Raw genomic sequence first — 25,464 nt, 5'->3', positions numbered from 1 at the left:
GGACGGGGTGCCCCATGAGTGAGGACGTCGTGCCGGTGACCGGACCGCCGGCGAACCTGATCGTCGGGGTGGTCAAAGCGGTCCGGCCGCGGCAGTGGATCAAGAACGTCCTGGTGTTGGCCGCGCCGCTGGCGGCGTGGAGCGCCGACGTCCACTACGACTACGTCGCGGTGCTGGCCGACGTGTGTGTCGCGTTCGCGGCGTTCTGCCTGGCGGCCTCCTCGGTGTACCTCATCAATGACGTTCGCGACGTCGAGGCCGACCGCGAGCATCCCGCCAAGCGGTTCCGGCCGATCGCCGCCGGCGTGGTGCCCGAGTGGCTGGCCTACACGCTGGCCGCGGTGCTCGGGGTGGCATCCGTGGTGATCTCCTGGTGGCTGACCCCGAACCTGGCGCTGGTGATGGCCGTCTACCTGGGAATGCAGCTGGCCTACAGCTACGGCCTGAAACACCAGGCGGTGATCGACATCTGCATCGTCTCGTCGGCGTATTTGCTGCGCGCGATCGCCGGGGGCGCGGCCACCGACATCCACTTATCGCAGTGGTTTTTGCTGATGGCGGCGTTCGGATCGCTGTTTATGGTGGCCGGGAAGCGCTACGCCGAACTACAACTGGCCGAGCGCACGGGCGCCAAGATCCGTAAATCGCTGGAAAGCTACACCAGTACCTATCTGCGGTTCGTCTGGACCATGTCGGCGACCGCGGTGGTGGTGTGTTATGGGCTCTGGGCGTTTGAGCGTGACCGCTACTCTGGCTCTTGGTTCGTCGTGTCAATGGTTCCGTTCACCATCGCGATCTTGCGGTACGCGGTGGACGTCGACGGCGGCCTGGCCGGGGAGCCCGAGGACATCGCGTTACGAGACCGGGTGCTGCAACTGTTGGCGCTGATCTGGATAGGAGCGGTTGGTGCTGCTGTTGCGTTCGGCTGACCCGAATCCCCGGACCGCCGTGTTATCCCGCCGGCCCAGGGCCGGGCGGCGGAGCCGGCCGTGGATTGCCTACGAGCTCCCGGCGCGGGTGAGCCTCTGGGCGGGCGTGGCCGCGGTCGCCGTGTTGTTCGGGTGGGGGGCTTGGCAACGGCGCTGGATTGCCGATGACGGACTGATCGTCTTACGCACGGTGCGCAACCTGCTGGCCGGAAACGGGCCGGTGTTCAACGAAGGCGAGCGCGTGGAGGCCAACACCTCCACGGTGTGGACCTTTTTGCTGTATGCGGGCGGCTGGGTCGGCGGACCGATGCGTCTGGAGTATGTGGCGCTGGCGCTGGCCCTGCTGCTGTCGGTGCTGGGCGTGGTGCTGGTCATGCTGGGTGCGGCCCGGCTGTACGCTCCCGGCCTGCGGGGCCGCCGGGCGATGCTGCTGCCAGCGGGGGCGCTGGTCTACGTCGCGATACCACCGGCGCGTGATTTCGCCACCTCGGGCCTGGAGGGCGGGCTGGTGATGGCCTATCTGGGCGTGCTGTGGTGGATGATGGTCTGCTGGTCGCAGGCCCCGCGGACGGGCGCGGAGAGCCGGGCCTTCGTCGCCGGCCTGGCCTTCCTTGCGGGGTTGAGCGTGCTGATCCGTCCCGAACTGGCGCTGATCGGCGGGCTGGCGCTGATCATGTTGCTGGCCGTCGCCGACGGCTGGCGCCGGCGCGCGCTGATCGTGGTTTCCGGGGGGCTGCTTCCGGTGACATACGAGGTCTTCCGGATGGGCTACTACGGGCTGCTGGTGCCGGGCACCGCGCTGGCCAAGGACGCGGCCGGCGACAAATGGACGCAGGGCATGATCTATTTATCCAATTTCAACCAGCCGTATGCGCTGTGGGTGCCGGCGGTGCTGTTGTCGGCCCTGGGCGTGTTGCTGCTGGCCCGGGCCCGGCGCTCCGGCGACCGGGGCAACGGGTCGCGCCACGGCAGGCGGTTAGCGCGGGTGCTGCACAACCCGGCCGCCGTCGTGGTGTTCATCGAAGTCAGCGGATTGCTGCAGGCGCTGTACTGGATCCGCCAAGGCGGCGACTTTATGCACGGCCGGGTTTTGCTGACCCCGGTCTTTTGTCTGCTGGCTCCGGTGGCGGTCATTCCGCTGGTGTTCCCCGAGGCAAAGAAAACCCGGGAGAGCGATTATTGGCTGACCGGCATCGCGAGCGCGCTGTGGCTGGCGGTCGCGGGCTGGTCGCTGTGGGCGGCGAACTCGCCGGGAATGGGCGATGACGCCACCCGCGTTACCTACTCCGGCATTGTCGACGAGCGCCGGTTTTACGCGCAGGCTACCGGGCACGCGCACCCGCTGACGGCCGCAGATTACCTGGACTACCCCCGGATGCGGGCAATCCTGGTGACCCTCAACAACACCCCGGCGGGGGCGTTGCTCCTGCCGTCGGGCAACTACACCCAGTGGGATGTGGTCCCGGCCGTGGTGGCGTCGCCACCCCGCCCGGGAACCCCAGCCGGCCGGAATTCAACCGGAAAAGGGCCTCATACCGTGTTTTTCACCAACATTGGCATGGTGGGCATGAACGTCGGCCTGGACGTTCGGGTCATCGACCAGATCGGTTTGGCTAACCCCTTGGCCGCGCATACCGGGCGGCTGCAGCACGCCAGGATAGGGCACGACAAAAACCTCTTCCCGGATTGGGCCATCGCCGAAGGCCCGTTCGTCGGGGTGCCGCCTTATCTGGATCCGGCGTGGGTGGAACAGGCCAGGGCCGCGCTGCGATGCCCGGCGACCGCAGCCGTGCTGAACTCGGTTCGCGCCCCGTTAACGCCGCGGCGGTTTGTCTCAAACCTGTTGCACTCCTACCAATTCACGACGTACCGGATCGATCGCGTGCCGCGCTACGAGCTCATCAGGTGTGGGTTGGAGTTCCCAGAGCCGGGCGCTACCCGCTACACGGGTCTGGCCGCGACCGGCCCCTGATGCCGCTCATCCGGGCGCCCCGGGTGCACTCGGGGAGAACCTCGGCGCGACGGTGTGGTTGACTACACGGGCACTGCCGCGTCAAGGGCGTGCAGTCTGGCCTACGGAGATTGGGGTGAAGGAAGCAAGGATGGAATTTGTTGGCTGGTTACGCGGCGCGGTATCGGGGATACCGCGCCGACTCATGGCCGGGGCGCTCGGTGCGGTCCTGCTGCCGGGACTGATCGGCATCTTCGGGGCCTCGGCGACCGCCGGGGCGTTCTCCCGGCCGGGCCTGCCCGTCGAGTACCTGATGGTGCCCTCGCCGTCGATGGGCCGCGACATCAAGGTTCAGTTCCAAAGCGGCGGGCCCAACTCGCCGGCGGTGTACATGCTCGACGGCCTGCGCGCCCAGGATGACTACAACGGCTGGGACATCAACACCCCGGCGTTCGAGTGGTACTACCAGTCCGGTCTGTCGATGGTCATGCCGGTGGGCGGCCAGTCCAGCTGGTACACCGACTGGTATCAGCCGGCCTGCGGTAAGGCCGGCTGCCAGACCTACAAGTGGGAGACCTTCTTGACCAGCGAACTGCCCCAGTGGTTGCAGGCCAACAGGCAAGTCAAACCCACCGGCAGTGCCGCGGTCGGCCTGTCGATGGCGGCGGCATCGGCGATGAACCTGGCGACCTACCACCCCCAGCAGTTCATCTATGCCGGCGCGATGTCCGGCCTGCTGGATCCCTCCCAGGGGATGGGCCCATCGTTGATCAACCTGGCGATGGGGGACGCCGGCGGCTACAAGGCCGCCGACATGTGGGGCCCCAAGGACGACCCGGCGTGGAAACGCAACGACCCGTTGCTGAACGTGGGCACGCTCGCCGCCAACAACACCCGCCTCTGGGTTTACTGCGGCAACGGGAAACCGTCGGATCTGGGGGGCGATAACCTGCCCGCGAAGTTCTTGGAGGGCTTTGTGCGGACCAGCAACCTGAAGTTCCAGGACGCCTACAACGCCGCCGGTGGTCACAACGCGGTGTTCAACTTCCCGGACACCGGCACGCACAGCTGGGAATACTGGGGGGCTCAGCTGCAGGCCATGAAGCCCGATCTCCAGCGGACCCTGGGAGCGACGCCCACCACCGCCTAGCGCACCGTTACCAGCACTTCGGGGAGACGGGACTCCCGCGGGCCACCGGCAACGGCGGCGACCCCCTGGGTTGCCGCCGTTACCCATTTCTGCTATCTGGTCGCGGGGACTATGGTTCACTACCCTTCGGGGCAGGGTGTGCGCCGGGTTGGTGGACCGAGATGAGTGAGGTGGACATGAGGGGTCTGTCGATGCTCCTGCGGGTGCTCTCAGCGGTGCTGCTGGCGGTGGGGTTGGGCGGTGTCGCCGTGACCCGCATCGGCTCGGCTCATGCCGCGAGTGTGGAGCAGCTGATGGTGCCGTCGGCGGCGATGGGCCGCGACATCCCGGTGAGCTTCATGGCCGGTGGGCCGCACGCGGTGTATCTCCTGGACGCGTTTGACGCCGGGCCGGATGTCAGCAATTGGGTCACCGCGGGTCATGCCATGAACACGCTTGCCGGAAAAGGTATTTCGGTGGTAGCCCCGGCGGGGGGCGCCTACAGCATGTACACCAACTGGGAGCAGGACGGCAGCAAGCAGTGGGAAACGTTTCTGTCCAGCGAATTGCCCGACTGGCTGGCCGCCAACAAGGGGTTGGCTCCCGGCGGTCATGCCGTGGTAGGGGCCTCGCAGGGCGGGTACGGCGCGATGGCGCTGGCCACCTTCCATCCCGACCGTTTCGGTTTCGCTGGATCGCTGTCGGGTTTCCTGTACCCCTCGAACACCACCACAAACGGTTCGATCACCGCCGGCATGGCGCAGTTCGGCGGGGTCGACAGCTATGGCATGTGGGGGGCCCCGCAGCTGGGCCGATGGAAGTGGCACGACCCGTATGTGCACGCGGCGCTGCTGGCGCAGAACAACACCCGGGTGTGGGTCTGGAGCCCGACCAGCATGGATGCCAGTGATCCCGCCGCCATGATCGGCCAAGCCGGCGAGGCGATGGGAAACAGCCGGATGTTCTACCAGCAGTACCGCAACGTCGGCGGGCACAACGGCCACTTCGACTTCCCCGCCGCCGGCGACAACGGCTGGGGCTCGTGGGCGCCGCAACTGGCGGCCATGTCCGGGGATATCGTCGGCGCCATCCGCTAGCCACACTGGGGCTGGTCGGCCGGGGCCAGCCCCGGCCGGGCGTTCCCTGCCGGGTGGCACCGGGTGGGCCGGGCGTCGAGCCGGTACCGTGAAGGGGGTGTGTCGCACCGGCCGCGACGGCGCCCGTGCGCGGGCAACCGGACGCCAGCACCCGCGGCCGCCGCGTTGAGATCGATCGAGCCTGTTAGCAGGAGATGATGGGCAGCAAACCCCGACGCAATTCCCGGCGCCGGCGCCATCGGATCCTGGCCGTGATCGCGACCGGTTCGGTGGCGGTCGCGGTGGCACTTGCCATTGCGGTCGTGGGCCGTTTCGCACGTCACCCGGAGTCTCCGCCCGGCGCGGCGCCGTCGCAGATCGCGCCGCCGACCGGTGTCGCTCCGCACCCGAAGAAGCCCCGCCCGGCGTTTCAGGACGCCAGCTGCCCCGACGTCGAGCTGATCGCGGTCCCGGGAACCTGGGAGTCGTCGACAACGGACAACCCGCTGCACCCGGCACAGTTCCCGAAGGCATTGCTGCTCAACGTCACCCGACCGATCTCCAGGCAGTTCCCGCAGAGCCGCGTCGAGGTGTACACCGTGCCCTACACCGCGCAGTTCCACAACCCGCTGAGTGCCGACAACCAGATGACCTACAACGACAGCCGGGCGGAAGGCACCCGTGCCACCGTCACAGCGATGACGGACATGGCCGCCAAATGCCCGCTGACCAGCTATGTGTTGATTGGTTTTTCGCAGGGCGCGGTGATCGCCGGCGACGTCGCCGGCGATATCGGCAACGGCCGGGGTCCGGTTGACGAGGACTTGGTGCTGGGTGTGACGCTGATCGCCGACGGCCGCCGGCAGCAAGGAGTGGGCACCGACATCGGCCCCGACCCGCCGGGCCAGGGCGCCGAGATCACCCTGCACGAAGTTCCCGTGCTGTCCGACCTGGGGTTGACCATGACCGGCACCCGGCCCGGTGGCTTCGGAGCGCTGAATAACCGAACCAATGAGATCTGCGCACCCGGAGACCTCATCTGCGCCGCCCCGCAGGAAGCGTTCAACATCGTCAACTTGCCCACGACGCTGGACACCCTGGCGGGCGGGGCCGGGCAGCCCGTGCACGCGCTGTACGCCACCACCCAGTTTTGGAGCCTGGACGGGGAGTCGGCCACCCAGTGGACGCTGAACTGGGCCCGCGATCTGATCGAACACGCGCCGCACCCGAAACACGGCTGAGACCGGGGCTGTGGCAGCGATAACAGTTCGGTGACGTGGTGCCTTCGGATTTGGCGCCCACCGCATCGCCCCTTACCATGGCTGGACATTAAGAGAAACGTAAGAACCATCGTGGCGTGATCCGGTCCAGGCGGTACCGGGGACCGGGGGCGCGCCGGTACCATCTGTGGGGTTTGGCGGTGGCGCCGGGCGGCCCCCGGGGGAGCGCGCGGCCCGCCGGCCCGGCCGTTGAACCGTTCTGACAGGAGAGTGGCATGGCGTACCACAACCCGTTCATCGTGAACGGGCATATCAGGTTTCCGGATAACATCAACCTGGTTCGGCACGTCGAGCGGTGGGCGGCGGTGCGCGGGGACCGGCTGGCCTACCGGTTTCTGGACTTTTCCACCGAACGTGACGGGGTGGCGCGCGACATCTGCTGGGCGGACTTCGCCGCCCGCAACCGTGCGGTGGGCGCCCGGCTGCAGCAGGTCACCCGCCCGGGAGACCGCATCGCCATCCTCTGCCCGCAGAACCTGGACTACCTGGTGTCCTTTTTCGCCATCCTGTACGCCGGGCGGATCGCGGTGCCGCTGTTCGACCCGGCGGAACCGGGGCATGTGGGGCGGCTGCACGCGGTGCTCGACGACTGCACTCCCGCGGCGATCCTGACCACCAGCGACTCCGCCGAGGGCGTCACCAAATTCTTCCGCAGCCGTCCCGCCCGGCAGCGGCCCCGCGTCATCGCCGTCGACGCGGTTCCGGGCGAGGTGGCCGCCACCTGGGAGCCGCCCGACCCGTCGGTCGACGCGATCGCCTACCTGCAGTACACCTCCGGGTCCACCCGGGTGCCCACGGGTGTGCAGATCACCCACTTGAACCTGGCCACCAACGTGGTCCAGGTGCTCAACAGCTTTGACGGCAACGATGGCGACCGGGGGGTCACCTGGCTGCCGTTCTTCCACGACATGGGTTTGATCGCCATCATGCTCTCCCCGGTGCTCGGCCAGCACAACACCTTCATGACGCCCGCGGCGTTTGTGCGCCGCCCGATCCGCTGGATGCGCGCGCTGGCGGGTGTCAACGGCGACGCCGGGCCGACCTACTCCGTGGCCCCCAACTTCGCGTTCGAGCACGCCGCAATGCGCGGCGTGCCCAAAGACGGCGAGCCGCCACTGGATTTGAGCAACGTCAAGGGAATCCTCAACGGTAGCGAACCGATCTCGGTGGCCTCGATGCGCAAGTTCCACGACGCGTTCCGCCCGTACGGCTTGAAAGACACCGCGATCAAACCCGCGTATGGCCTGGCGGAGGCGACGCTGTACGTGTCGAGCACCCCGATGTCAGAACGGCCCACCGTCGTCTACGTCGACCGTGAGGCGCTGAACAACCACCGGTTCGTCGAGGTGTCCCCGGAAGCGCCGAACGCGGTCGCCCAGGTCAGCACCGGCAAGGTCGGCGTCGACGAGTGGGCGGTCATCGTCGACACCGAGACGGCCAGCGAATTGCCGGACGGGCACATCGGCGAGATCTGGCTGCACGGCAACAACATGGGTGTGGGCTACTGGAACCGCGAGGAGGAGACCCGGGAGGTCTTTAAGAACATCCTCAAATCCCGGACCACCCCGTCGCACGCCGAGGGTGTTCCCGACGACGGGTTGTGGGTGCGCACCGGCGACTACGGCACCTACTACAACGGCGGACTCTACATCACCGGCCGGATCAAAGATCTCGTCATCATCGACGGCCGCAACCACTACCCGCAGGATCTCGAATATTCGGCGCAGGAGGCCAGCCGGGCGCTGCGCCCCGGCTTCGTCGCGGCTTTCTCGGTGCCGGCCAACCAACTGCCCGCGGAGGTGTTCGACAACCCGCACTGCGGGCTCACCTACGACCCGGATGACACCTCCGAGCAGCTGGTGATCGTCGCCGAACGCGCACCCGGCGCGCATAAGCTCGATCCCCGGCCGATTACCGACGACATCCGCGCGGCCATCGCCGTGCGCCACGGCGTCACCGTACGCGACGTGCTGCTGGTCCAGGCCGGAACCGTGCCGCGGACCTCCAGCGGCAAGATCGGGCGGCGCGCCTGCCGGGCCGCCTACCTCGACGGCAGCCTGCGCGCCGGCACCGCGTCCCCAACCGTATTCGCCGACCAGGCCCAGTGACGAGCCAATTGATGAGCATGTCCGATACCGATGTCCAGGTGAGTTCCCTGCCGGCAGGTCCGGCCGCCGGCGCCACGGGTGCTCCCGCACCCGCGGGCATGACGGTCGCCGAGCTACGGCGCTGGCTGCGCGAGTGGGTGGGCAACGCCACCGGCCAGTCGCCGGACGCGATCGACGAGTCCACGCCGATGGTGGAGTTGGGTCTCTCGTCGCGGGACGCGGTGGCGCTGGCCGCCGACATCGAAGACCTCACCGGCGTCACGTTGTCGGCGACGGTGGCGTTCCAGCACCCGACCATCGAGTCGCTGGCGACCCGCATCATCGAGGGCGAGCCGGTGGTCGCCGACAGCGCCGACGAGGAGGACTGGTCGCGCCTGGGGCCGGTCGACCGGGTCGACATCGCGGTGGTGGGGCTGGCCACCCGTTTCCCCGGGGACATGAACAGCCCGCAGGAAACCTGGCAGGCGTTGCTGGAGGGCCGCGACGCGATCACCGACCTGCCGGAGGATCGCTGGCGGGAGTTCCTGGGGGAGCCGCGCATCGCCGAGCGGGTCGGCAGGGCCCGCACCCGGGGCGGATATCTCAAGGACATCAAGGGGTTCGACTCGGAGTTCTTCGCACTGTCGAAGACCGAGGCCGACAATATCGACCCGCAGCAGCGGCTGGCGCTGGAGCTGACCTGGGAAGCGCTGGAGCACGCCAGGATCCCGGCGTCAAGCCTGCGCGGCCAGGCGGTCGGGGTGTTCGTCGGCGCCTCGGTCAACGACTATGCCTTCCTGGCGATGTCGGATCCGGCGGTCACGCACCCCTACGCGATCACCGGCAACGCCAGCTCGATCATCGCCAACCGGGTGTCCTACTTCTATGACTTCCGCGGCCCGTCGGTGGCGGTGGACACCGCGTGCTCGAGTTCGCTGGTCGCCACCCACCAGGCCGTGCAGGCGCTGCGCAGCGGGGAGTGCGACGTGGCCATTGCGGGCGGGGTGAACGCCCTGATCACCCCGGTGATCACCGTCGGATTCGACGAGGTCGGCGGGGTGCTGGCGGCCGACGGACGGATCAAGTCGTTCTCCGCCGACGCCGACGGATACACCCGCTCGGAGGGCGCGGGCATGGTGGTGCTCAAGCGGGTGGGGGACGCCCGCCGCGACGGCGACCAGATCCTGGCGGTGATCGCCGGTAGCGCGGTCAACCACGACGGCCGCTCGTCGGGCCTGCTGATCCCCAACCCGGATGCCCAGGCGGATGTGCTGCGCCGCGCCTACAAGGATGCCGGCCTCGATCCGCGCAGCGTGGACTACATCGAGGCGCACGGCACCGGCACCATCCTCGGCGACCCGATCGAGGCCGAGGCGCTCGGGCGTGTGGTCGGCAAGGGGCGTCCCGCCGATAAGCCGGCGCTGCTGGGTGCGGTCAAAACCAATATCGGGCACTTGGAGTCGGCGGCCGGGGTGGCCAGCCTGGCCAAGGTGGTGCTGGCCCTGGCCCACAACAAGCTGCCGCCGTCGATCAACTACGCCGGGCCCAACCCGCACATCGATTTCGACGCGCTGCACCTGAAGGTGGTCGACACCGTCACCGACTGGCCGCGCTACAGCGGCTATGCGATTGCCGGGGTGTCCAGCTTCGGGTTCGGCGGCGCCAATGCACACCTGGTGCTGCGTGAGGTGCTGCCCCGCGACGTCATCGAACGGCAGCCGGACGAGCCCGCCGTGACGGCGGGCGAGCCGGCCACCAAGGTGGGTGTGCGCTTCGACGAATACGGCGAATTCGCCGAAGAACAGCCGGCGTCCACCGAAGAGCCCGAGCTGCCCGGGCTGACCGAGGAAGCCAAGCGGCTCAAAGAGATTGCGCTCCGGGAACTCGAGGCCACGCAACAAGACAACCCTCCGCTGGTGCCGCTTGCGGTGTCGGCTTTTCTGTCCTCCCGCAAAAAAGCCGCCGCCGCCGAGCTGGCGGACTGGATGGAAAGCCCCGAGGGGCAAGCGTCCTCGCTGGAATCCATCGGACGGGCGCTGTCGCGGCGCAACCACGGGCGCTCCCGCGCGGTGGTGCTGGCCCGCAACCACGAGGAGGCGATCAAGGGACTGCGGGCGGTGGCCGAGGGCAAGCAGGCCCCGAACGTGTATTCCGCCGACGGACCGGTCACCAGCGGGCCGGTCTGGGTGCTGGCGGGTTTCGGTGCCCAGCACCGCAAGATGGCCAAGAATCTCTACCTGCGCAACCCGGTGTTCGCCGAGTGGATCGACAAAGTCGACGCCTACGTGCAATACGAGCGGGGCTATTCGATCGTCGAGCTGATCCTCGACGACGCGCAGGATTACGGTATCGAGACCACCCAGGTCACCATCTTCGCGATCCAGGTCGCGCTCGGTGAGTTGCTCAAGCATCACGGTGCCAAACCGGCTGCGGTGGTGGGCCAATCGCTCGGCGAGGCCGCCGCGGCCTATTTCGCCGGCGGGCTGTCACTGGCGGATGCCACCCGCACGATCTGCTCGCGCGCCCACCTGATGGGCGAGGGCGAGGCGATGCTCTTCGGCGAATACATCCGGCTGATGGCTCTCGTCGAGTACTCCGCCGAGGAGATCAAGACGGTGTTCGCCGACTTCCCGGGGCTGGAGGTGTGTGTGTACGCCGCGCCGAACCAGACCGTCATCGGCGGTCCGCCGGCTCAGGTGGACGCGATCATCGCCCGCTGCGAGGCCGAGGGCAAATTCGCGCGTAAGTTCCAGACCAAGGGCGCCAGCCACACCTCGCAGATGGATCCGTTGCTGGGGGAGCTGTCCGCCGAACTGCAGGGCATCCGGCCGCATCCGCTCACCATCGGGTACTTCTCCACGGTGCACGAGGGCCGCTACATCAAGCCCGGGGAGATCATCCACGACGTGGAGTACTGGAAGAAGGGTCTGCGGCATTCGGTGTATTTCGCCCAGGGCATTCGCAACGCCGTCGACAACGGCTACACCACCTTCCTGGAGCTCGCGCCCAACCCGGTGGCGCTGATGCAGGTGGGCCTGACGACGGCCGCCGCGGGGTTGCCTGAGGCGCAGCTGATTCCGACGCTGATTCGCAAACACGACGACGTCGACTCGATGATGCAGGCGATGGCGCAGCTCTACGTGCACGGTCACGACCTGGACATGCGCACCCTGTTTCCCCGCGCCTCTGGGGCCGGAGGCCCGGAAGATTTTGCCAACATCCCGCCGACCCGCTTCAAGCGCAAAGAGCACTGGCTCGACGCGCACTTCTCCGGCGACGGATCGCTGATCATGCCGGGTACCCATGTGGCGCTGCCCGACGGGCGCCACGTGTGGGAGTACGCGCCGCGTGGTGAAACCGATCTGGCTGCTCTAGTGAAATCCGCTGCCGCCCAAGTGCTATCGGATGTCCAGCTGGTGGCCGCCGAGCAGCGGGCGGTGCCCGTCGCGGGCGCGCGGCTGGTGACCACGCTGACCCGCCATCCCGGCGGGGCCGCGGTGCAGGTGCACGCCCGCATCGGGGAGTCGTTCACCCTGGTCTACGACGCCCTGGTGAGCCGGGGTGGTCCGGGCGGTGGCGGTTTTCCGGTGTTACCGGCGGCGGTGGGCGCCGGGGTCGGGATCACGTCCGAGGGCGCCTCGGCGGCAACGCCGCAGGCCGCGCCGGCGCCCGGGGAGCCGCAGGCCGAGACCCTGCACGACAGCCTCACGGCACGCCAGATGCCCGCCGGTTTCACCAAGTGGTCGCCGGATTCCGGTGAGACGGTGCACGAGCGGCTGGCCACCATCGTGTCGGCGGCGATGGGCTATGAGCCCGAGGATCTGCCGTGGGAAGTGCCGCTGATCGAGCTGGGCCTGGACTCGCTGATGGCGGTGCGCATCAAAAACCGCGTCGAATACGACTTCGACCTGCCGCCCATCCAGCTGCAGGCGGTGCGTGACGCCAACCTCTACAACGTGGAGAAGCTCATCGAGTACGCGATCGAGCACCGCGACGAGGTCCAGCAGCTGCACGAGTACCAGAAGACGAAGACGGCCGAGGAGATCGCCAAAGAGCAGGCCGAATTGCTCAGCGGCGCAATCAAACCCGTGACACCAGGGCCGACGGTGGAGGTGGTCGCGGCGGCCCAGGGGCCGACCCCGCCGCCGACGGGTGTGCAAGACACTGCAGCGCAACCGGTTCCACCGCCACCGACGGATCCGTCAGGCCCGTCCCCGCGGCCCGCGCCGGTGGGCGGCGAGCGGGACCACAATCAGCGGGCGGTGGCCGAGGCGCTGAGCTCCGACGTGCCCCCGCGGGATGCCGCCGAGCGGGTCACGTTCGCCACCTGGGCCATTGTCACCGGCAAGTCCCCGGGCGGCATCTTCAACCCGTTGCCCGAGCTGGACGACGACACCGCCGCCAAGATGGCGCAGCGCCTCGCCGAGCGCGCCGACGGGCCGATCACCGCCGAGGATGTCAAGGCCGCCGAAACCATCGAGGCACTGGCCGAGAAGGTGCGCGAACACTTAGAGGCCGGACAGCTCGACGGGTTCGTGCGCACCCTGCGGGCGCGCCCGGAAGGCTCCACCGCGGTGCCGGTGTTCGTGTTCCACCCGGCCGGTGGCTCGACGGTCGTCTACGAACCGCTGCTCAAGCGGTTGCCGCCGGAGACCCCGATGTACGGTTTCGAGCGGGTGGAGGGCCCCATCGAGCAGCGGGCGCTGACCTATCTGCCCAAGCTGGTGCAGATGCAGCGCGAGGGGCCTTTCGTCCTGGTCGGCTGGTCGCTGGGCGGTGCGCTGGCTTATGCCTGCGCGGTGGGGCTGAAACGGTTGGGCTGCGACGTGCCGTTTGTGGGGCTGATCGACACCGTGCGCCCCGGCGAGGAAATCCCGCAGACCAAAGAAGAGATTCGCAAACGCTGGGATCGCTACGCGCGCTTCGCCGAACGAAACTTCAACGTCACCATCCCGGAGATCCCCTACGAGCAACTGGAGCAGCTCGACGACGAGGGCCAGGTGAAATTCGTTCTGGAGGCGGTCAAGGCGAGCGGTGTGCAGATCCCGGCCGGCATCATCGAGCACCAGCGCACCTCGTACCTGGACAACCGGGCCTTAGACACCGTCCAAATCCAGCCCTACGACGGGCATGTCACGCTGTATATGGCCGACCGTTACCACGACGACGCGATCATGTTCGAGCCGCGCTACGCCATCCGCCAGCCCGATGGCGGCTGGGGTGAGTACGTCTCCGACCTGGAGATCGTGCACATCGGGGGCGAGCACATCCAGGCCATCGACGAGCCGATCATCGCCAAGGTGGCAGCGCACCTGAGCGCGGCGCTGCACCGGATCGAGGCGGCGCGAAAGGCCCGCGGGTGAGCACCAAGACCACCGCCGAGCTGCTGGCCGAGCTTCGCGAAAAGCTCGACCTGGCCAGGGAGCCCGGCGGCGAGAAGGCGGTGGCCAAACGCGAGAGGAAGGGTATTCCGAGTGCGCGGGCGCGCATCCACGCACTACTTGACCCGGGCAGTTTCCTGGAGGTCGGGGCGTTGGCGCGCACCCCGAATGACCCCAACGCGCTCTACGGCGACGGGGTGGTCACCGGCCACGGCAGGATCGACGGTCGGCCGGTGGGGGTGTTCTCGCATGACCAGACGGTGTTCGGCGGCACGGTGGGGGAGATGTTCGGGCGCAAGGTCGCTCATCTCATGGAGTGGTGCGCGAAGGTCGCCTGCCCGATCATCGGGATCAACGATTCCGGTGGCGCCCGCATCCAGGACGCGGTCACCTCGCTGGCCTGGTACGCCGAGCTGGGCGCCCGCCACGAACGGTTGACCGGGCTGGTCCCGCAGATCTCGCTGATCTTCGGCAAATGCGCCGGGGGAGCGGTGTATTCGCCGATCCAGGACGACCTTATCGTCGCGGTGCGCGACCAGGGCTACATGTTCGTCACCGGCCCCGACGTGATCAAGGAAGTCACCGGGGAAGACGTCACCCTCGACGAGCTCGGCGGCGCCGATGCGCAGGCCCGCTACGGCAACATCCACCAGGTCGTCGACTCCGAAGCCGCGGCGTTCGCCTATGTGCGGGAGTTTTTGTCGTTTCTGCCGTCCAACTGCTTCGACGACCCGCCGATCGTCAATCCCGGCCTGGAGCCGGAGATCACGCCGCATGATCTGGAGCTGGACTCGATCGTGCCGGACAACGACAACGCCGCCTACGACATGCACGAGATCCTGCTGCGCATTTTCGACGACGGCGATTTCCTGGACGTCGGGGCGCAGGCCGGGCAGGCCATCATCACCGGTTTCGCCCGGGTCGACGGTCGTCCGGTGGGTGTGGTGGCCAACCAGCCGATGGTGCTGTCCGGCGCGATCGACAACGAGGCCTCCGACAAGGCGGCGCGGTTCATCCGGTTCTGCGACACGATGAACCTGCCCCTGATCTTCGTCGTGGACACCCCCGGCTTCCTGCCCGGGGTGGCGCAGGAGAAGGGCGGCATCATCAAACGCGGCGGCCGGTTCCTCTACGCGGTGGTGGAGGCCGACGTGCCGAAGGTGACGATCACCGTCCGCAAGTCCTACGGCGGGGCGTACGCGGTGATGGGATCCAAGCAGCTGACGGCGGACCTGAACTTCGCGTGGCCCACCGCCCGCATCGCGGTGATCGGCGCCGAGGGCGCCGCGCAGCTGCTGATGAAACGCTTCCCCGACCCCAACACGCCCGAGGCGCAGGCGATCAGGCAAAGTTTTATCGAGAACTACAACCTCCACATCGCCACCCCGTGGATCGCCGCGGAACGCGGGTTCATCGACGCGGTCATCGAGCCGCATCAGACCCGCCTGCTGCTGCGCAAGGCGCTGCACCTGTTGCGCGACAAGCAGGTTCAGCATGTGCAGCGCAAGCACGCGCTGATCCCGATCTGAACCTCTCGGGGCCGATCAAAGCCTATGGGGCGAAGGCCCCGCCGACGAGTTCGTCGAAGCGCTCCAGCGCCTCGTCGTCGGGCGCGTCGATACCGCGCAGCGGCCCGCGTTCGGCCAGATACCGCTGCGCGTACAACCGGGCGAGCAGGTGTTTACGGTCGGCGTTGCGGGTGGCCCGCTCCCACGCCGCCTGCTCGATGAGCAGGGCACCGGCGTACACGTCCCCCATGAACTGGGCAAGCGGGAACAACCGCGCCTCGGCCACCCCGGACTCGAGTTTGCCCCAGGCGGTGATCGCGGCGGTGAGGTCTTCGATGCGCCGGGAAACCAGCCGGGTGGTGTCGTCGTCGTCGGACACCGAGACCGCGTCGTGCAGGCGGGCCAGCAGCGGCTGGTGCGCTTGGCTCTGCAGGATCCCCCGCCGCACGTCCAGGCACAAGATGTTGTCGGGCCCCTCCCAGATGGTGTTCACCTGCGCATCACGTAAAAGCCTTGCCACCGGCCAGTTTTCGATGTACCCATTGCCGCCGTGGATCTCGATGGCGTCGGACGCCGCGGTGATGCCCAGTCGGCACACCTTAAGCTTGGTCACCGGAACCGCGATGCGCTGACGAATCACCTTGGGCTGCTGGTGGTTGGCGAACCCGATCCCGTCGAACACCAACGCCTGGGCGGCCTCGACATCGACGATCATCTCGGCGAGCTTGCGCCGCATCAGCGGCTTGTCGATCAGCGCCGCACCGAACGCATGGCGCGCCCGCGCGTAGCACAATGACTCGACCAGTGCCCGGCGCGCGTTGCCGAGGGCGAACAGCGCGATGCCCAGCCGTGCGGCGTTGGTCAGCTCCATCATCCGTCCAAGCCCCTTGCCGTCGGCGGGACCGGCGTCGGCGCTCGGTTCCCCGGAGAGCAGGAATGCTTCGGCGTCGACGAACTCGATCTCCCCGGAGGCGACCGAGCGGGTGCCGAGCTTGTCCTTCAGGCGCCGGATCCGCACCCCGTTAGCGGAGCCGTCACGGCGGGTTCGCAGCACCAGGAACGCGGCCACACCGCGGGCCGAGTCGGGCGCGCCCTCGGGTTTGGCCAGCACGACGAAGACTTGCCCGTTGCAGTTCGACGCGAACCATTTGAAGCCGTTGAGCAGCCACACCGGGCCGTCGCGCCCGTCGGCGCGCCGGGCCGTCGTCTCCAGCGCCGCCAAATCGGAGCCGCCGGTGCGTTCGGTCAGCAACTGCGCGGTCTCGCCCTCCCAGTCCCCGCTGTCGAACCGGGCCAGCACGTAATCCCGCACCTCCGCCGGCGCGTAGGCGGCCACCAGCGATTTCACCATGTTGGCGCCGGTGCCCAGGGCACAGCCCATCCCGATGTCGGCCTGGTCGAGCAGGAAATTGGCGGCAAACAGCGCCAGCGCCGGGTTCACCCCGGCGCGCCGCGCCTCGTCGCGCAGCGTTTTCTGGGCATCCAGCACCGCGCGTTTGGACTCAAGGAACGACGGCGGCATCACCACCCGGCTGATGTCGTGGCCCCAACGGTCATAGCGTTCCAGCCGCGGCGGGTTGCGATCGGTCTCCTCAGCCCAGCGGGCGACCGGCCCGCCCATGAGTTCGCCGATGCGCTTCAGATGCGGCTCGGCGAACGCCAACTCGTCGGGCCGCAGGTAGTAGGCCATCATGAACTGCAGGCTGGGATCGGTGGTGTACCAGTTCAGGCCAACCGCTCCGCGGTAGTTCTCGGTGCGGTAGCGCTCGGATTTCTCCGCGGTGGTGAACGGCAGCCGGTCTACCGCCTCGAGGTCGTAGTCGCTCATGGCCGGAACTCCCAGATGCAGGTGCCTACTCGCGCCGTCGCTGCGAGCGTACCTTTCGGTTCCGGCGGGCCGACGGCGGCGCCGCCGGGGCCGCGGCGCGCCGGCACCCGGCATGGGCGCGGGCTACGGGCCGATGCGGATTTTGCCGGGCGACCACCAGCCGCTGCGGGTGGCGCGGCCCAGGTCGAGATCGGCGGGGTGCGCGGCGACGATGGTGTCGAAGCGCCGCAACGAGCCCCAATCCCGCCCCCAGTCCCGCGACAGATAGCTGGCCATCACGTGCGCCCGCAACAGCAGGTCGGTGATGCCCAAAAGCCCCCCGTTGACGCCGTCCTCCCAGGTGTCGGTGTCCTGTTTTTTCGCGGTGTAATCCGGGGTGATGCGGAATTTCGGGATCTCGGTGACGCCGTAGGCGTGCAGTATCGGGTGCTGGCACGGGAAGGCCAGCCCGACCGCCCAGTCCATCAGCACCGGCTGCTGCGAGCCCACGTATTCCTGGAGCGTGCGCAGTTGCGGCACCCGCGGCGGGGTGACCGCGATCCAGTCGTCCGGGGTCAGCGACAGATCCTCGGCGATCACGCGCACCGCGGTCGCGTCGGCGGGAATCGCGTCGCGGGCGAAGCGCAGGTTGCGCCATGCCCTGGGGTATTCGGCGGCCAGGTCGTAGGGCACCAGCCTGCCGGCCGGCAGCACGGCGCCGCCGGGGCCCGCACGCCCGTACTCCAGCGCCACGGTCTGTCCGGTGGTGTGCCCTTTCAGCACGCTGTTTCCGGTGATCGTGCCCGCCGCGGTGATCACCACCAGGGGATGCGCGTCGTCGGGCCGGGGCAGCCGATACCACGCGGAGGTCAGCGTGCTCTGCTGCTGGGGGCCGGTGGTGTAGGTGCCGGCCACCGGCACCCGCGCGGGGTCCAGGCCGTACGGCAGCGGCACCCTGGAACCGTTGATGCCCGGGGTTGTCAACCGCACCGGAGCGTCCCAGTCGAAGTCGGTGCCCGGTTGCGGTGTCTGACGCCGAATCGCTTCGGCGACGATGTGCTCCGGGACACCGTCGGCGGTGAACCCCACCGGGTTGACGCCACCCAGCGGTCCCAACGGCCCGTAGTGGCCGGGCAGCGGCGTCAAAAAGCCCGCGTTGGGGTCCGGTTCGACGAGCACATCGTCGGCGAGCCCGCAGCCGCCGGTGAGCGCCCGCACGTTGGCCCAGCCGTTGGAGTAGGTGGGGTATTGGCGCACCATCCCGGTCACCATCGTCGCGACGAACACCACGGTCATGAATCCCGCCACGATCGGCACCGGGGCGGCCGTCAGCGCCCGCGCCAGCGCGCCCTCGCCGCGGTCCCGCGGTGCGAAATGCAGCCAGACCGCGTACAGCGCGGTGATCGCGAAGAAGATGAAAAATATTGTGCTGATGGTTATTCCATCGATCCGCGGGATCGAGCTATTGAACGGCACGCCGTAGCTGGACACGTACCACCAACCGTTGGTGGTGGCAAAGCACAACGCCAGCAGGAACATCAGCGCCGCCAGGAAGGCCATCCGATTGCGCGACCAGCGCAGCACCGCCGGCGACACCAGCACCGTGGTCAGCGCCGCCATTGCCGCCCCCACCGCGGCGAACAGCCCGAAGTGATGCACCCATTTGGTCGGGGTGAACATCAAAAAGAACATGGTGCCGAAGATGACGCCCATCAACCGCCATGCCGGACCGCGGGCAACACCGGGAATTCGCTTGCGCCGCAACATGATGAACACCGCGGTGAACAGGCACAGCGCGGTGATCAGAAAGCCGAAGCGCCGCGACAGCGACCCGTCGACGGTGGGCAGGATCAGGTAGTAGTAGCGCAAATTCTCCGTGTACCAGGCCTGGCTGGGGCCGATCGCGCTGCGAATCCTGGTGGCTTCCAGCACCGTTGCCAGTGTCTGATCGGCGAACACCACGGTCAGCACCACCACGGCGGCGGCCAGCAGCGGGGCCACCAGCGGCCAGGTGCCCACCAGGCGATGGCGGCGCACCAGGATCCGTAGGATCGGGCGCCCGCCCGCCACCAGCGCAGCCACCGCGATCAGGCCGGTGGGCTGGATGCCCAGCGTGAACGCGGCGGTGATCACCGCCAGCGCCGCCGGGGTCATCCGGCTGTAGCGCATGGACCGCTCGATCAGCACATAGGTGACCAGCGATCCGAGCGCGATGATGGGTTCCGGGCGCAGACCGTTGTTGAACGGCATCCACGCGGTCAGCAGCACCAGGCCCGCCGCCCATGCCGCCGCCTTGCTGGCGGCTACCGCCGGGCCCAGCCGAGGCAGCACCTCACGCGACAGCAGCAGCCAGCACACCAGCCCGGCGACCAGGTCGGGTAGGCGCATCCAGATGCTGGCGTCGCTGACGTGGGTCATCAGCGCCAGCAGGTTGTAGTACCAGCCGAACGGGTCTTCGGGGCTGCCGAACCAGCGGAAGTAGTTGGACATGTAGCCGGCGTGGTCGGCGACCCGGGCCATGCCCAGGATGTAGCCGTCGTCGGAGGAGTTGGCGCCGATCACATGCCAGAGCACAAACCCGGCGATCACCGTGGCGTCGACCGCGGTGACACCCCGCCAGGTCGCCGGGATCAGCCGGCGCATCCGCCGGCCGTCCAGCCGGTCGAGGCGCCACAGGGCGATCAGCGCGACGATGGTCGCGGTAACGGCCAGCGCCATCGCGGTCAGCTTGAGCGCGCTGGGGTGGGTGGAGAACCGGGTGTCGATGGTCGCCGAGAGTGCCAGCCCGAACGGTGCCGGTCCGGTCAGGTCGGTGAACACCCCGACGACCTGCGGGCGCAGGTTGGGGTCGGCGAAGCCGGTGCGCAGGGCCCGGCCCGACGGGTCGGTCAGCCCCTCGAAGGTGGCGAAGGTGCCGGCGTGCGACGAGGTGACCTCGAGGCGCCGGCAGTGCGGGCCGGCGATCTGGGCCCGCGGCACGCTGGCGATCACCACGTTGCGGTCGGTGACGTCCACCCGCGACGCGGTGACAGTGACGAACAATCCGTTGAGACTGGCGTTCTTGCCCTGCTTGGGCGCGGTGCCCAGCAGCATCCCGCCCGCGGGGGGCAGCGCGCGCAGCACCCCGCACGGCACATCCACCGTCATCGCCACCGGTACTTGCGAGATCAACGGCGCCGTCACGTTGTCGAGCCGGCCGTGCTGGGGCCAGCGGAGCGTGGCGGTGGTCTGCACCACGGGCAGCAGCGGGGTCGCCACCGACAGCACGAACCCGATCACCCCGGCGATGATGGCCACCCGGCGCGTCGTCTGCACCCCACGGGTCGCCTCGGGGGCGATGCGGCGGGTGGCCACGCGGTCGACGGTGGTGCTCACGGCAGTGCTCGAATCGGGCCGCTGCGGGCCCAGCCGGGCACCGTGACCACGCCCCGCTCGACGATGGCGTCGGGCGCGCGCTCCGCGGGGACAAGCCGGTAGTACTTTTCCACCGATCCCCAGTCGCGGTACCAGTCACCACGCAGGTAGGTCGGGATCGTCGAGGTCCACAGCAGCTCCCGGGTGAACAGGAACGGCCCGCCTTTTTCGCCGGCCTGCCACAGGTTGGACGACGACGCCGTCTGCTTATGGTCCGGCAGGATGCGGTACTGCGGCAGTTCGGCAACCCCGAGATGCTCGGAGAACGGCCGCTGGCACGGGAAGTTCGCCGCGGTCGCGATGTCCATGAACACCGGGGCGCGCGACCCGATCAGGTGCTGCAGGGTTTCCAGCACCGGCACCCGAGGCGGGGTGAACGCGAACCACTGATCGGAGCTCAGGTTGGGATCCTCGGCGACGATGCGTGCCGCGTCGGCCTCCGGCGGCGCCCAGGCCAGCGGGAACCGCAGGTTGCGCCACGCCGGTGCCGGGCCGATGTCGATGGGCCACACCTGCCCCAGCGGCTGGACACCACCCGGGCGGGTGACGCCCCATTGCAGTTTCAGCGGCTGGCCGTAGGTGAAGGTGCCGTCGTCCTTGTAGGACCAGATGGAGCCGGCCGCCGCCACCACCACCAGGGGGCGGTCCGGGGTGCGCGGCGGCAGCCGGTACCAGGCCGAGGTGGCGGTCGCGGCCACGGCGTTCTCGCCGTAGCTGCCCATCACCGGGGTGCGCGCCGGGTCCAGCCCGAACGGCAGCGCCACCCGCGACCCGTTCGATCCCGCCGGCGCCGCCGCCGGGATCCAGCCGCCGGCGGTGCCCGCGGAGTCGCTGACGGCGGCGCTGGGCTTGTTGGGGGACGCGTCGGAGTTGACCAGCCCGGGTTTGGCGACGACCGGGTCGGAGGACAAGTCGTCGCTGACGCCGTTGGGGGTGAACCCCACCGGGTCCAGGCCGCCGAGCGGGCCGTACGGTCCGTATTTCTGGCCGGGAACCGGTTGCAGCAAGCCCGCGTTGGGGTCCGGCTCGGCGAGCACGTCATCGGCCATCGCGCACGCGGTGTTCGACAGCCCGGACTCCAACGCCATCAGGTTGGCCTTGGCGGTGGTGTACATCGGGTAGCGGAACACGGCCGCCTTGGCCATCGAGGCCACCTCCATGACGACCATGATCGTGGCCACCACCAGCAGCGGGGTGGACGCCAGCACGCGGTTGCGTCGGCTGTCTTTGACCTCGGTGTGTCCGGCGTAGTCCAGCCGGAAGTGCTGCCAGGCCGCCAGCAGTCCGGTCACGATCGAGGCGGCCAAAAACATCGTCGTCACCGGGTGGCTGGCGATGACGGGCTGGATGTCACGCCAGGGCACCCCGTAGTTGCCGACGTAAAACCAGCCGTTGATCCCGGAGGTGGCCCAGGCCAGCAGGAACAGCAGCGCGGTGATATATAGCGACAAGTTGCGCCGGCTGTGCAGCCCGACACGGGCCACGGTGAATGCGGTGACGGCGCCGAGTGCCCCGGCCAGCCCGGCGAACGCGCCGAATTGCACGGCCCACTTGGTCGGCGTGAACGTCAACAGCAGCAGCCCCACCGAGGTGCTGCCGATCAGCCGCCACGCCGGGCCGCTGGCCACACCGGGAATCCGGCCGCGGCGCAGCAGCACCACCAGCACGCCGAACAGGCAGAAGAACAGCACCAGCCAGGCGAACCGCCGGGACATCGACCCGTCTACGGTCTCGACCGTCAGGAAGTAGTAGCGCAGAAATTCCTGATACCAGGCGATCGTCGGCCCGACCGCGTATTTGATGCGTGCCGACTCGGCGACGGTGGCCAGCGTCTGGGCCCGGAACACCACGAGGGCGATCACCGACAACGACGCCGCCAGCACCGCCGCCGGCGCCAGCACCCCGTCGGCGGACCGCCGGCGCGCGACGATCGCCGCGATCGCCCGGGAACCGGTCAGCACCGGGGCGACCGCGACCAATCCCTGCGGCGCCAGGGTCGCGGCGAACACGGCGATCACGATCGCGGCCGCGGCCGGGACCAGTCGCCGGGTGGCGATCGCGTTCTCGACCAGCACCCAGGTGGCCAGCGTGCCGAAAGCGATCAACGGCTCGGGCCGAAGACCGTTGTTGAACGGCAGCCAGGCCGCCAGGAACACCGCGCCGGCGGTCCACACCGCCACCCGGTCGGCCGCCAGCCCCCCCTTCCCGGGGCCCAGCCGGCGCAGCAGGTAGCGGCTGACAAGCAGCCAGCAGCCGATTCCGGCGAGCGTGGCCGGGATCCGCATCCACACCCCGTGCGGGCTCACCGGGGCCAGGTGCGCCAGCACCGCGGGATACCAGTCGAACGGCGCTTCTGTGGTCCCGAAGAACCGGTAGTAGTTGGCGACGTATCCGGCGTGTGGCGCCGTTCGGGCGATGGTCAGGTTATAGCCGTCGTCCGAGGACGTGGCGCCGATGACGTGCCACACCAGCAGCGTTCCGATGACCGCCGCGTCGGCGAGCCGGGTGGCCGTCCCGACGCGCCGCCACCTGAGATGGCGGGGGGTCCGGTGGCCCGATCGCCGATCCAGCGCCGCCAGCGCGACGACGGCCGTGACCACCGCCAGTGCGCCCAGCCCCAGCACCGCCTTTTTGAGGGTGGTGGGCGCGACGATGAATCGGGTGTCGATATCGATGCGTGCGGACAACCCGGGTTGTGCGGGCACCCCGAGATCCGTGAAAATCCCGCCGACCTGTGGCTTTTTCTCCGGCGCCAAGGTGCCGGTGGCACCGGGGATGCCGACGAAATCGGCGCCGGCGCCGGCGGTGTCGGCCCAGATATGCAGGACGCTGCAGCCGCCCGCGGCGATCCGCGGGCGGGACGCCACCGCGGCCACCGTGTCCCGGAATGCCACCACGACCACATCCGTATTGGCACGCACGAACAGCCCGTGTTTGCCGGCCTCGAACCCGTCGGCCGGCAGCGTCGAAAGCACCAGGCCGCCGGCGGTCGGCAAGGTGGCGATCGCCGCGCAGGGCACCGAGATGTCCAGGGCCCGGGGGGCGCCGGACACCAAGGGGGCGGTGATACCGGTGACGAGCCCATCGCCGGTGGTGCCCTGGGGCCACCGTATCGTTGCGGTGGCCTGCTTGACCGGAAGCAACGCAACTGCCCCGCACAACACGACGCCGGAGATTCCGGCGATGACGGCAACTCGCCGCGCGATGCGCTGTGGCGATCGCTCGTTACCGTCGTGGGGCACGAAGGTCGATCGTAGGCGACGGTTTTAGCTCCGGTGACGATGCGGCCCGGCGGGCCGTTGAGGAGCCGGTGTCCCGCCTGGTATCGGCCGACGACGCCCATTTGCCGGCAGTTCCGTGCAAGACCCATTGGGGGTATGGGTATTTGCTATTTGCTGGATCAAACTGGATCAAACCGCTTGTCTCATGGGATAACCCATGCGGTGGGTAACGACCGCGCACAATAAGCGTCAGCGTCGAGAACTCCATCGGCTCGATCATCTCAACCGGCGGCACCGACACCCCGGTGTCGCTCGTCGGGGTATCTCGCCCGGGGCCCGGATACCAGGCGCGGGTTGACGTTTCGCACCCCGCCGTTGTGTCTGCGGAGCGTCGTGTCCGCGGAGCCCGGTCGTTTCGGCCGGTCATCGGCACTGACGGCGCCGACCACCGCGACCGTCCACTGCGACCAACGAGTAACCAACCATGCTGGGCCAAGATGCCGCCGGGAGCAATTGGCCGTATTTTTAAAAGGTGTATTTGTTTCGGGGGCGTATTTCGGTGGTCGGCAACGGGAGGTAGGGACGATGCCGGATCGGATGGCGAGTTCGGCCGCTATTGTGGTGTCGAGGCGGGTATGGACAAAATTGTTCGGTTTTGCTACCCGCGAGGATGAGGAATTGCGAAATGAGCGCTGTCGGTAGCCGCCGTACATCAGACGTCGAGCCCTTCGCGGTGGGCCGCCGCGGCGCACCGCCCCTGGGGATAGCTCGTGCGGGCTGGTGCCGCCGGCTGTGCCGCGGCGCGATGGCGGCCGGTGCGCTCGCGCTGACGGCGGTCCTGGTGGCGTCGTGTGCCGGGGGCAAGCATCCGGGTCATGGGGGTCCGGTCGGCACTTCTACCGTGCCGTCGGCCGGGGCGTCGGCCACCGGGCAGCCCGGTGGCACCGACGACGGTCACGGCGGCACCGGCTCCGGCCTGTCGGCCGCGCACGACGGATTCCAGCTGCAGCTCCTGCGCTCGCCGTCGGAGCCAGGACAGCAGGGTGAGCTCTCATTTCGCATCACCGGCCCCTCCGGGCAACCGCAAACCCGTTTCCAGGTCGAGCAGGAACGGCTGATGCACGTCTACGTCGTCCGCAAGGACCTCGCGGATTTCTACCACACGCACCCCGACATGACCCCCGACGGCACCTGGTCGGTGCCGTTGACCATCCGCAATCCCGGCCCGTACCGTGCGTTCACCGAGTTCGTCGCGGTGGGTGAGCAGAACCGGCCCCATCACCTCGTGTTAGGAACCGACTTCGAGGTCGCCGGGCGGTATTCACCCGAGCCGCTGCCGGCGCCGGCCCCGGAAACCAGCGTCGACGGCTACACCCTGGGGGTCAAGTTCGAGTCGGCGGCCGATATGCCGGCCATGTCCATGCTGATGATACGGATAACCCAGGGCGGCGCTCCGGTGACCGATCTCGAACCGTATCTGGGCGCCCTCGCCCACATCACGGCGTTCCATCAGGGGGATTTAGCGGCCGCGCATGTGCATCCGCACCTGCAGGCGCCCGGCGAGTTGATGTGTCACGTCAGCTTCCCGGAGCCCGGCCTGTACCGGTTGTTCATCCAGTTCCAGACGAAGGGTCAGCTGCGCACCGCGCCGATCACCGTGCGAGCGCAATAGTCGCAATAG

Annotated in this window: 12 protein-coding genes; 9 read left to right on the top strand and 3 right to left on the bottom strand. The window is 68.6% G+C overall.

All coding sequences use genetic code 11. The annotated features are described in order from the left end of the window. Positions 1-14 precede the first annotated feature (14 nt). The 8 genes from QJR12_RS02405 (at position 15) to QJR12_RS02370 (ending at position 15,362) form a co-directional block, all read left to right on the top strand. Positions 15-929: a decaprenyl-phosphate phosphoribosyltransferase gene (locus tag QJR12_RS02405; RefSeq protein WP_300575778.1), complete on the top strand. Its 915-nt coding sequence runs from the start codon at positions 15-17 to the stop codon at positions 927-929. Between the two features lie 64 nt (positions 930-993). Beyond that, the gene (zomB, locus tag QJR12_RS02400) at positions 994-2,901 is read left to right on the top strand and encodes a flagellar motor control protein ZomB (RefSeq protein WP_300576510.1); all 1,908 of its coding nucleotides are present in this window, start codon (positions 994-996) and stop codon (positions 2,899-2,901) included. Positions 2,902-3,031: 130 nt separating this feature from the next. Next, positions 3,032-4,030, top strand: a complete 999-nt coding sequence (gene ag85A / locus QJR12_RS02395; RefSeq protein WP_300575775.1) for a diacylglycerol acyltransferase/mycolyltransferase Ag85A — start codon at positions 3,032-3,034, stop codon at positions 4,028-4,030. A 176-nt stretch (positions 4,031-4,206) separates the two neighbouring features. Then, positions 4,207-5,106 carry an alpha/beta hydrolase family protein gene (locus QJR12_RS02390; RefSeq protein ID WP_300576507.1) on the top strand — a complete coding sequence of 300 codons (900 nt, stop codon included), beginning with the start codon at positions 4,207-4,209 and terminating at the stop codon, positions 5,104-5,106. 197 nt (positions 5,107-5,303) lie between these two features. After that, positions 5,304-6,326: a cutinase family protein gene (locus tag QJR12_RS02385; protein WP_300575772.1), complete on the top strand. Its 1,023-nt coding sequence runs from the start codon at positions 5,304-5,306 to the stop codon at positions 6,324-6,326. 254 nt (positions 6,327-6,580) lie between these two features. Further along, positions 6,581-8,473 carry a long-chain-fatty-acid--AMP ligase FadD32 gene (gene fadD32, locus QJR12_RS02380; RefSeq protein ID WP_300575769.1) on the top strand — a complete coding sequence of 631 codons (1,893 nt, stop codon included), beginning with the start codon at positions 6,581-6,583 and terminating at the stop codon, positions 8,471-8,473. A 98-nt stretch (positions 8,474-8,571) separates the two neighbouring features. Continuing rightward, complete coding sequence (gene pks13, locus QJR12_RS02375) at positions 8,572-13,815, top strand: polyketide synthase Pks13 (protein ID WP_300576505.1); 5,244 nt, start codon at positions 8,572-8,574, stop codon at positions 13,813-13,815. Then, positions 13,812-15,362, top strand: a complete 1,551-nt coding sequence (locus tag QJR12_RS02370; protein WP_300575766.1) for an acyl-CoA carboxylase subunit beta — start codon at positions 13,812-13,814, stop codon at positions 15,360-15,362. The genes pks13 and QJR12_RS02370 overlap by 4 nt, the downstream gene beginning before the upstream one ends. Positions 15,363-15,384: 22 nt before the next feature. Here the strand turns inward: QJR12_RS02370 and QJR12_RS02365 are convergent, their stop codons facing one another. From QJR12_RS02365 to QJR12_RS02355, 3 genes are all read right to left on the bottom strand, one after another. After that, a complete protein-coding gene (locus QJR12_RS02365; protein WP_300575763.1) occupies positions 15,385-17,169 on the bottom strand; it encodes an acyl-CoA dehydrogenase family protein in 1,785 nt (594 codons plus the stop codon). A gap of 123 nt (positions 17,170-17,292) precedes the next feature. Next, complete coding sequence (locus QJR12_RS02360) at positions 17,293-20,502, bottom strand: arabinosyltransferase domain-containing protein (protein WP_300576502.1); 3,210 nt, start codon at positions 20,500-20,502, stop codon at positions 17,293-17,295. A 17-nt stretch (positions 20,503-20,519) separates the two neighbouring features. Then, positions 20,520-23,804: an arabinosyltransferase domain-containing protein gene (locus QJR12_RS02355; protein WP_300575761.1), complete on the bottom strand. Its 3,285-nt coding sequence runs from the start codon at positions 23,802-23,804 to the stop codon at positions 20,520-20,522. A gap of 664 nt (positions 23,805-24,468) precedes the next feature. On the opposite strand from QJR12_RS02355, the gene QJR12_RS02350 reads away from it, so the two are divergent. After that, positions 24,469-25,455, top strand: a complete 987-nt coding sequence (locus QJR12_RS02350; protein ID WP_300575759.1) for a hypothetical protein — start codon at positions 24,469-24,471, stop codon at positions 25,453-25,455. The last annotated feature ends 9 nt before the right edge of the window (positions 25,456-25,464 follow it).

The organism is Mycobacterium sp., from assembly GCF_029961025.1.
In the GTDB taxonomy this organism is placed as follows: Bacteria; Actinomycetota; Actinomycetes; order Mycobacteriales; family Mycobacteriaceae; genus Mycobacterium.
This window is presented reverse-complemented; position numbering and strand designations above follow the sequence as displayed.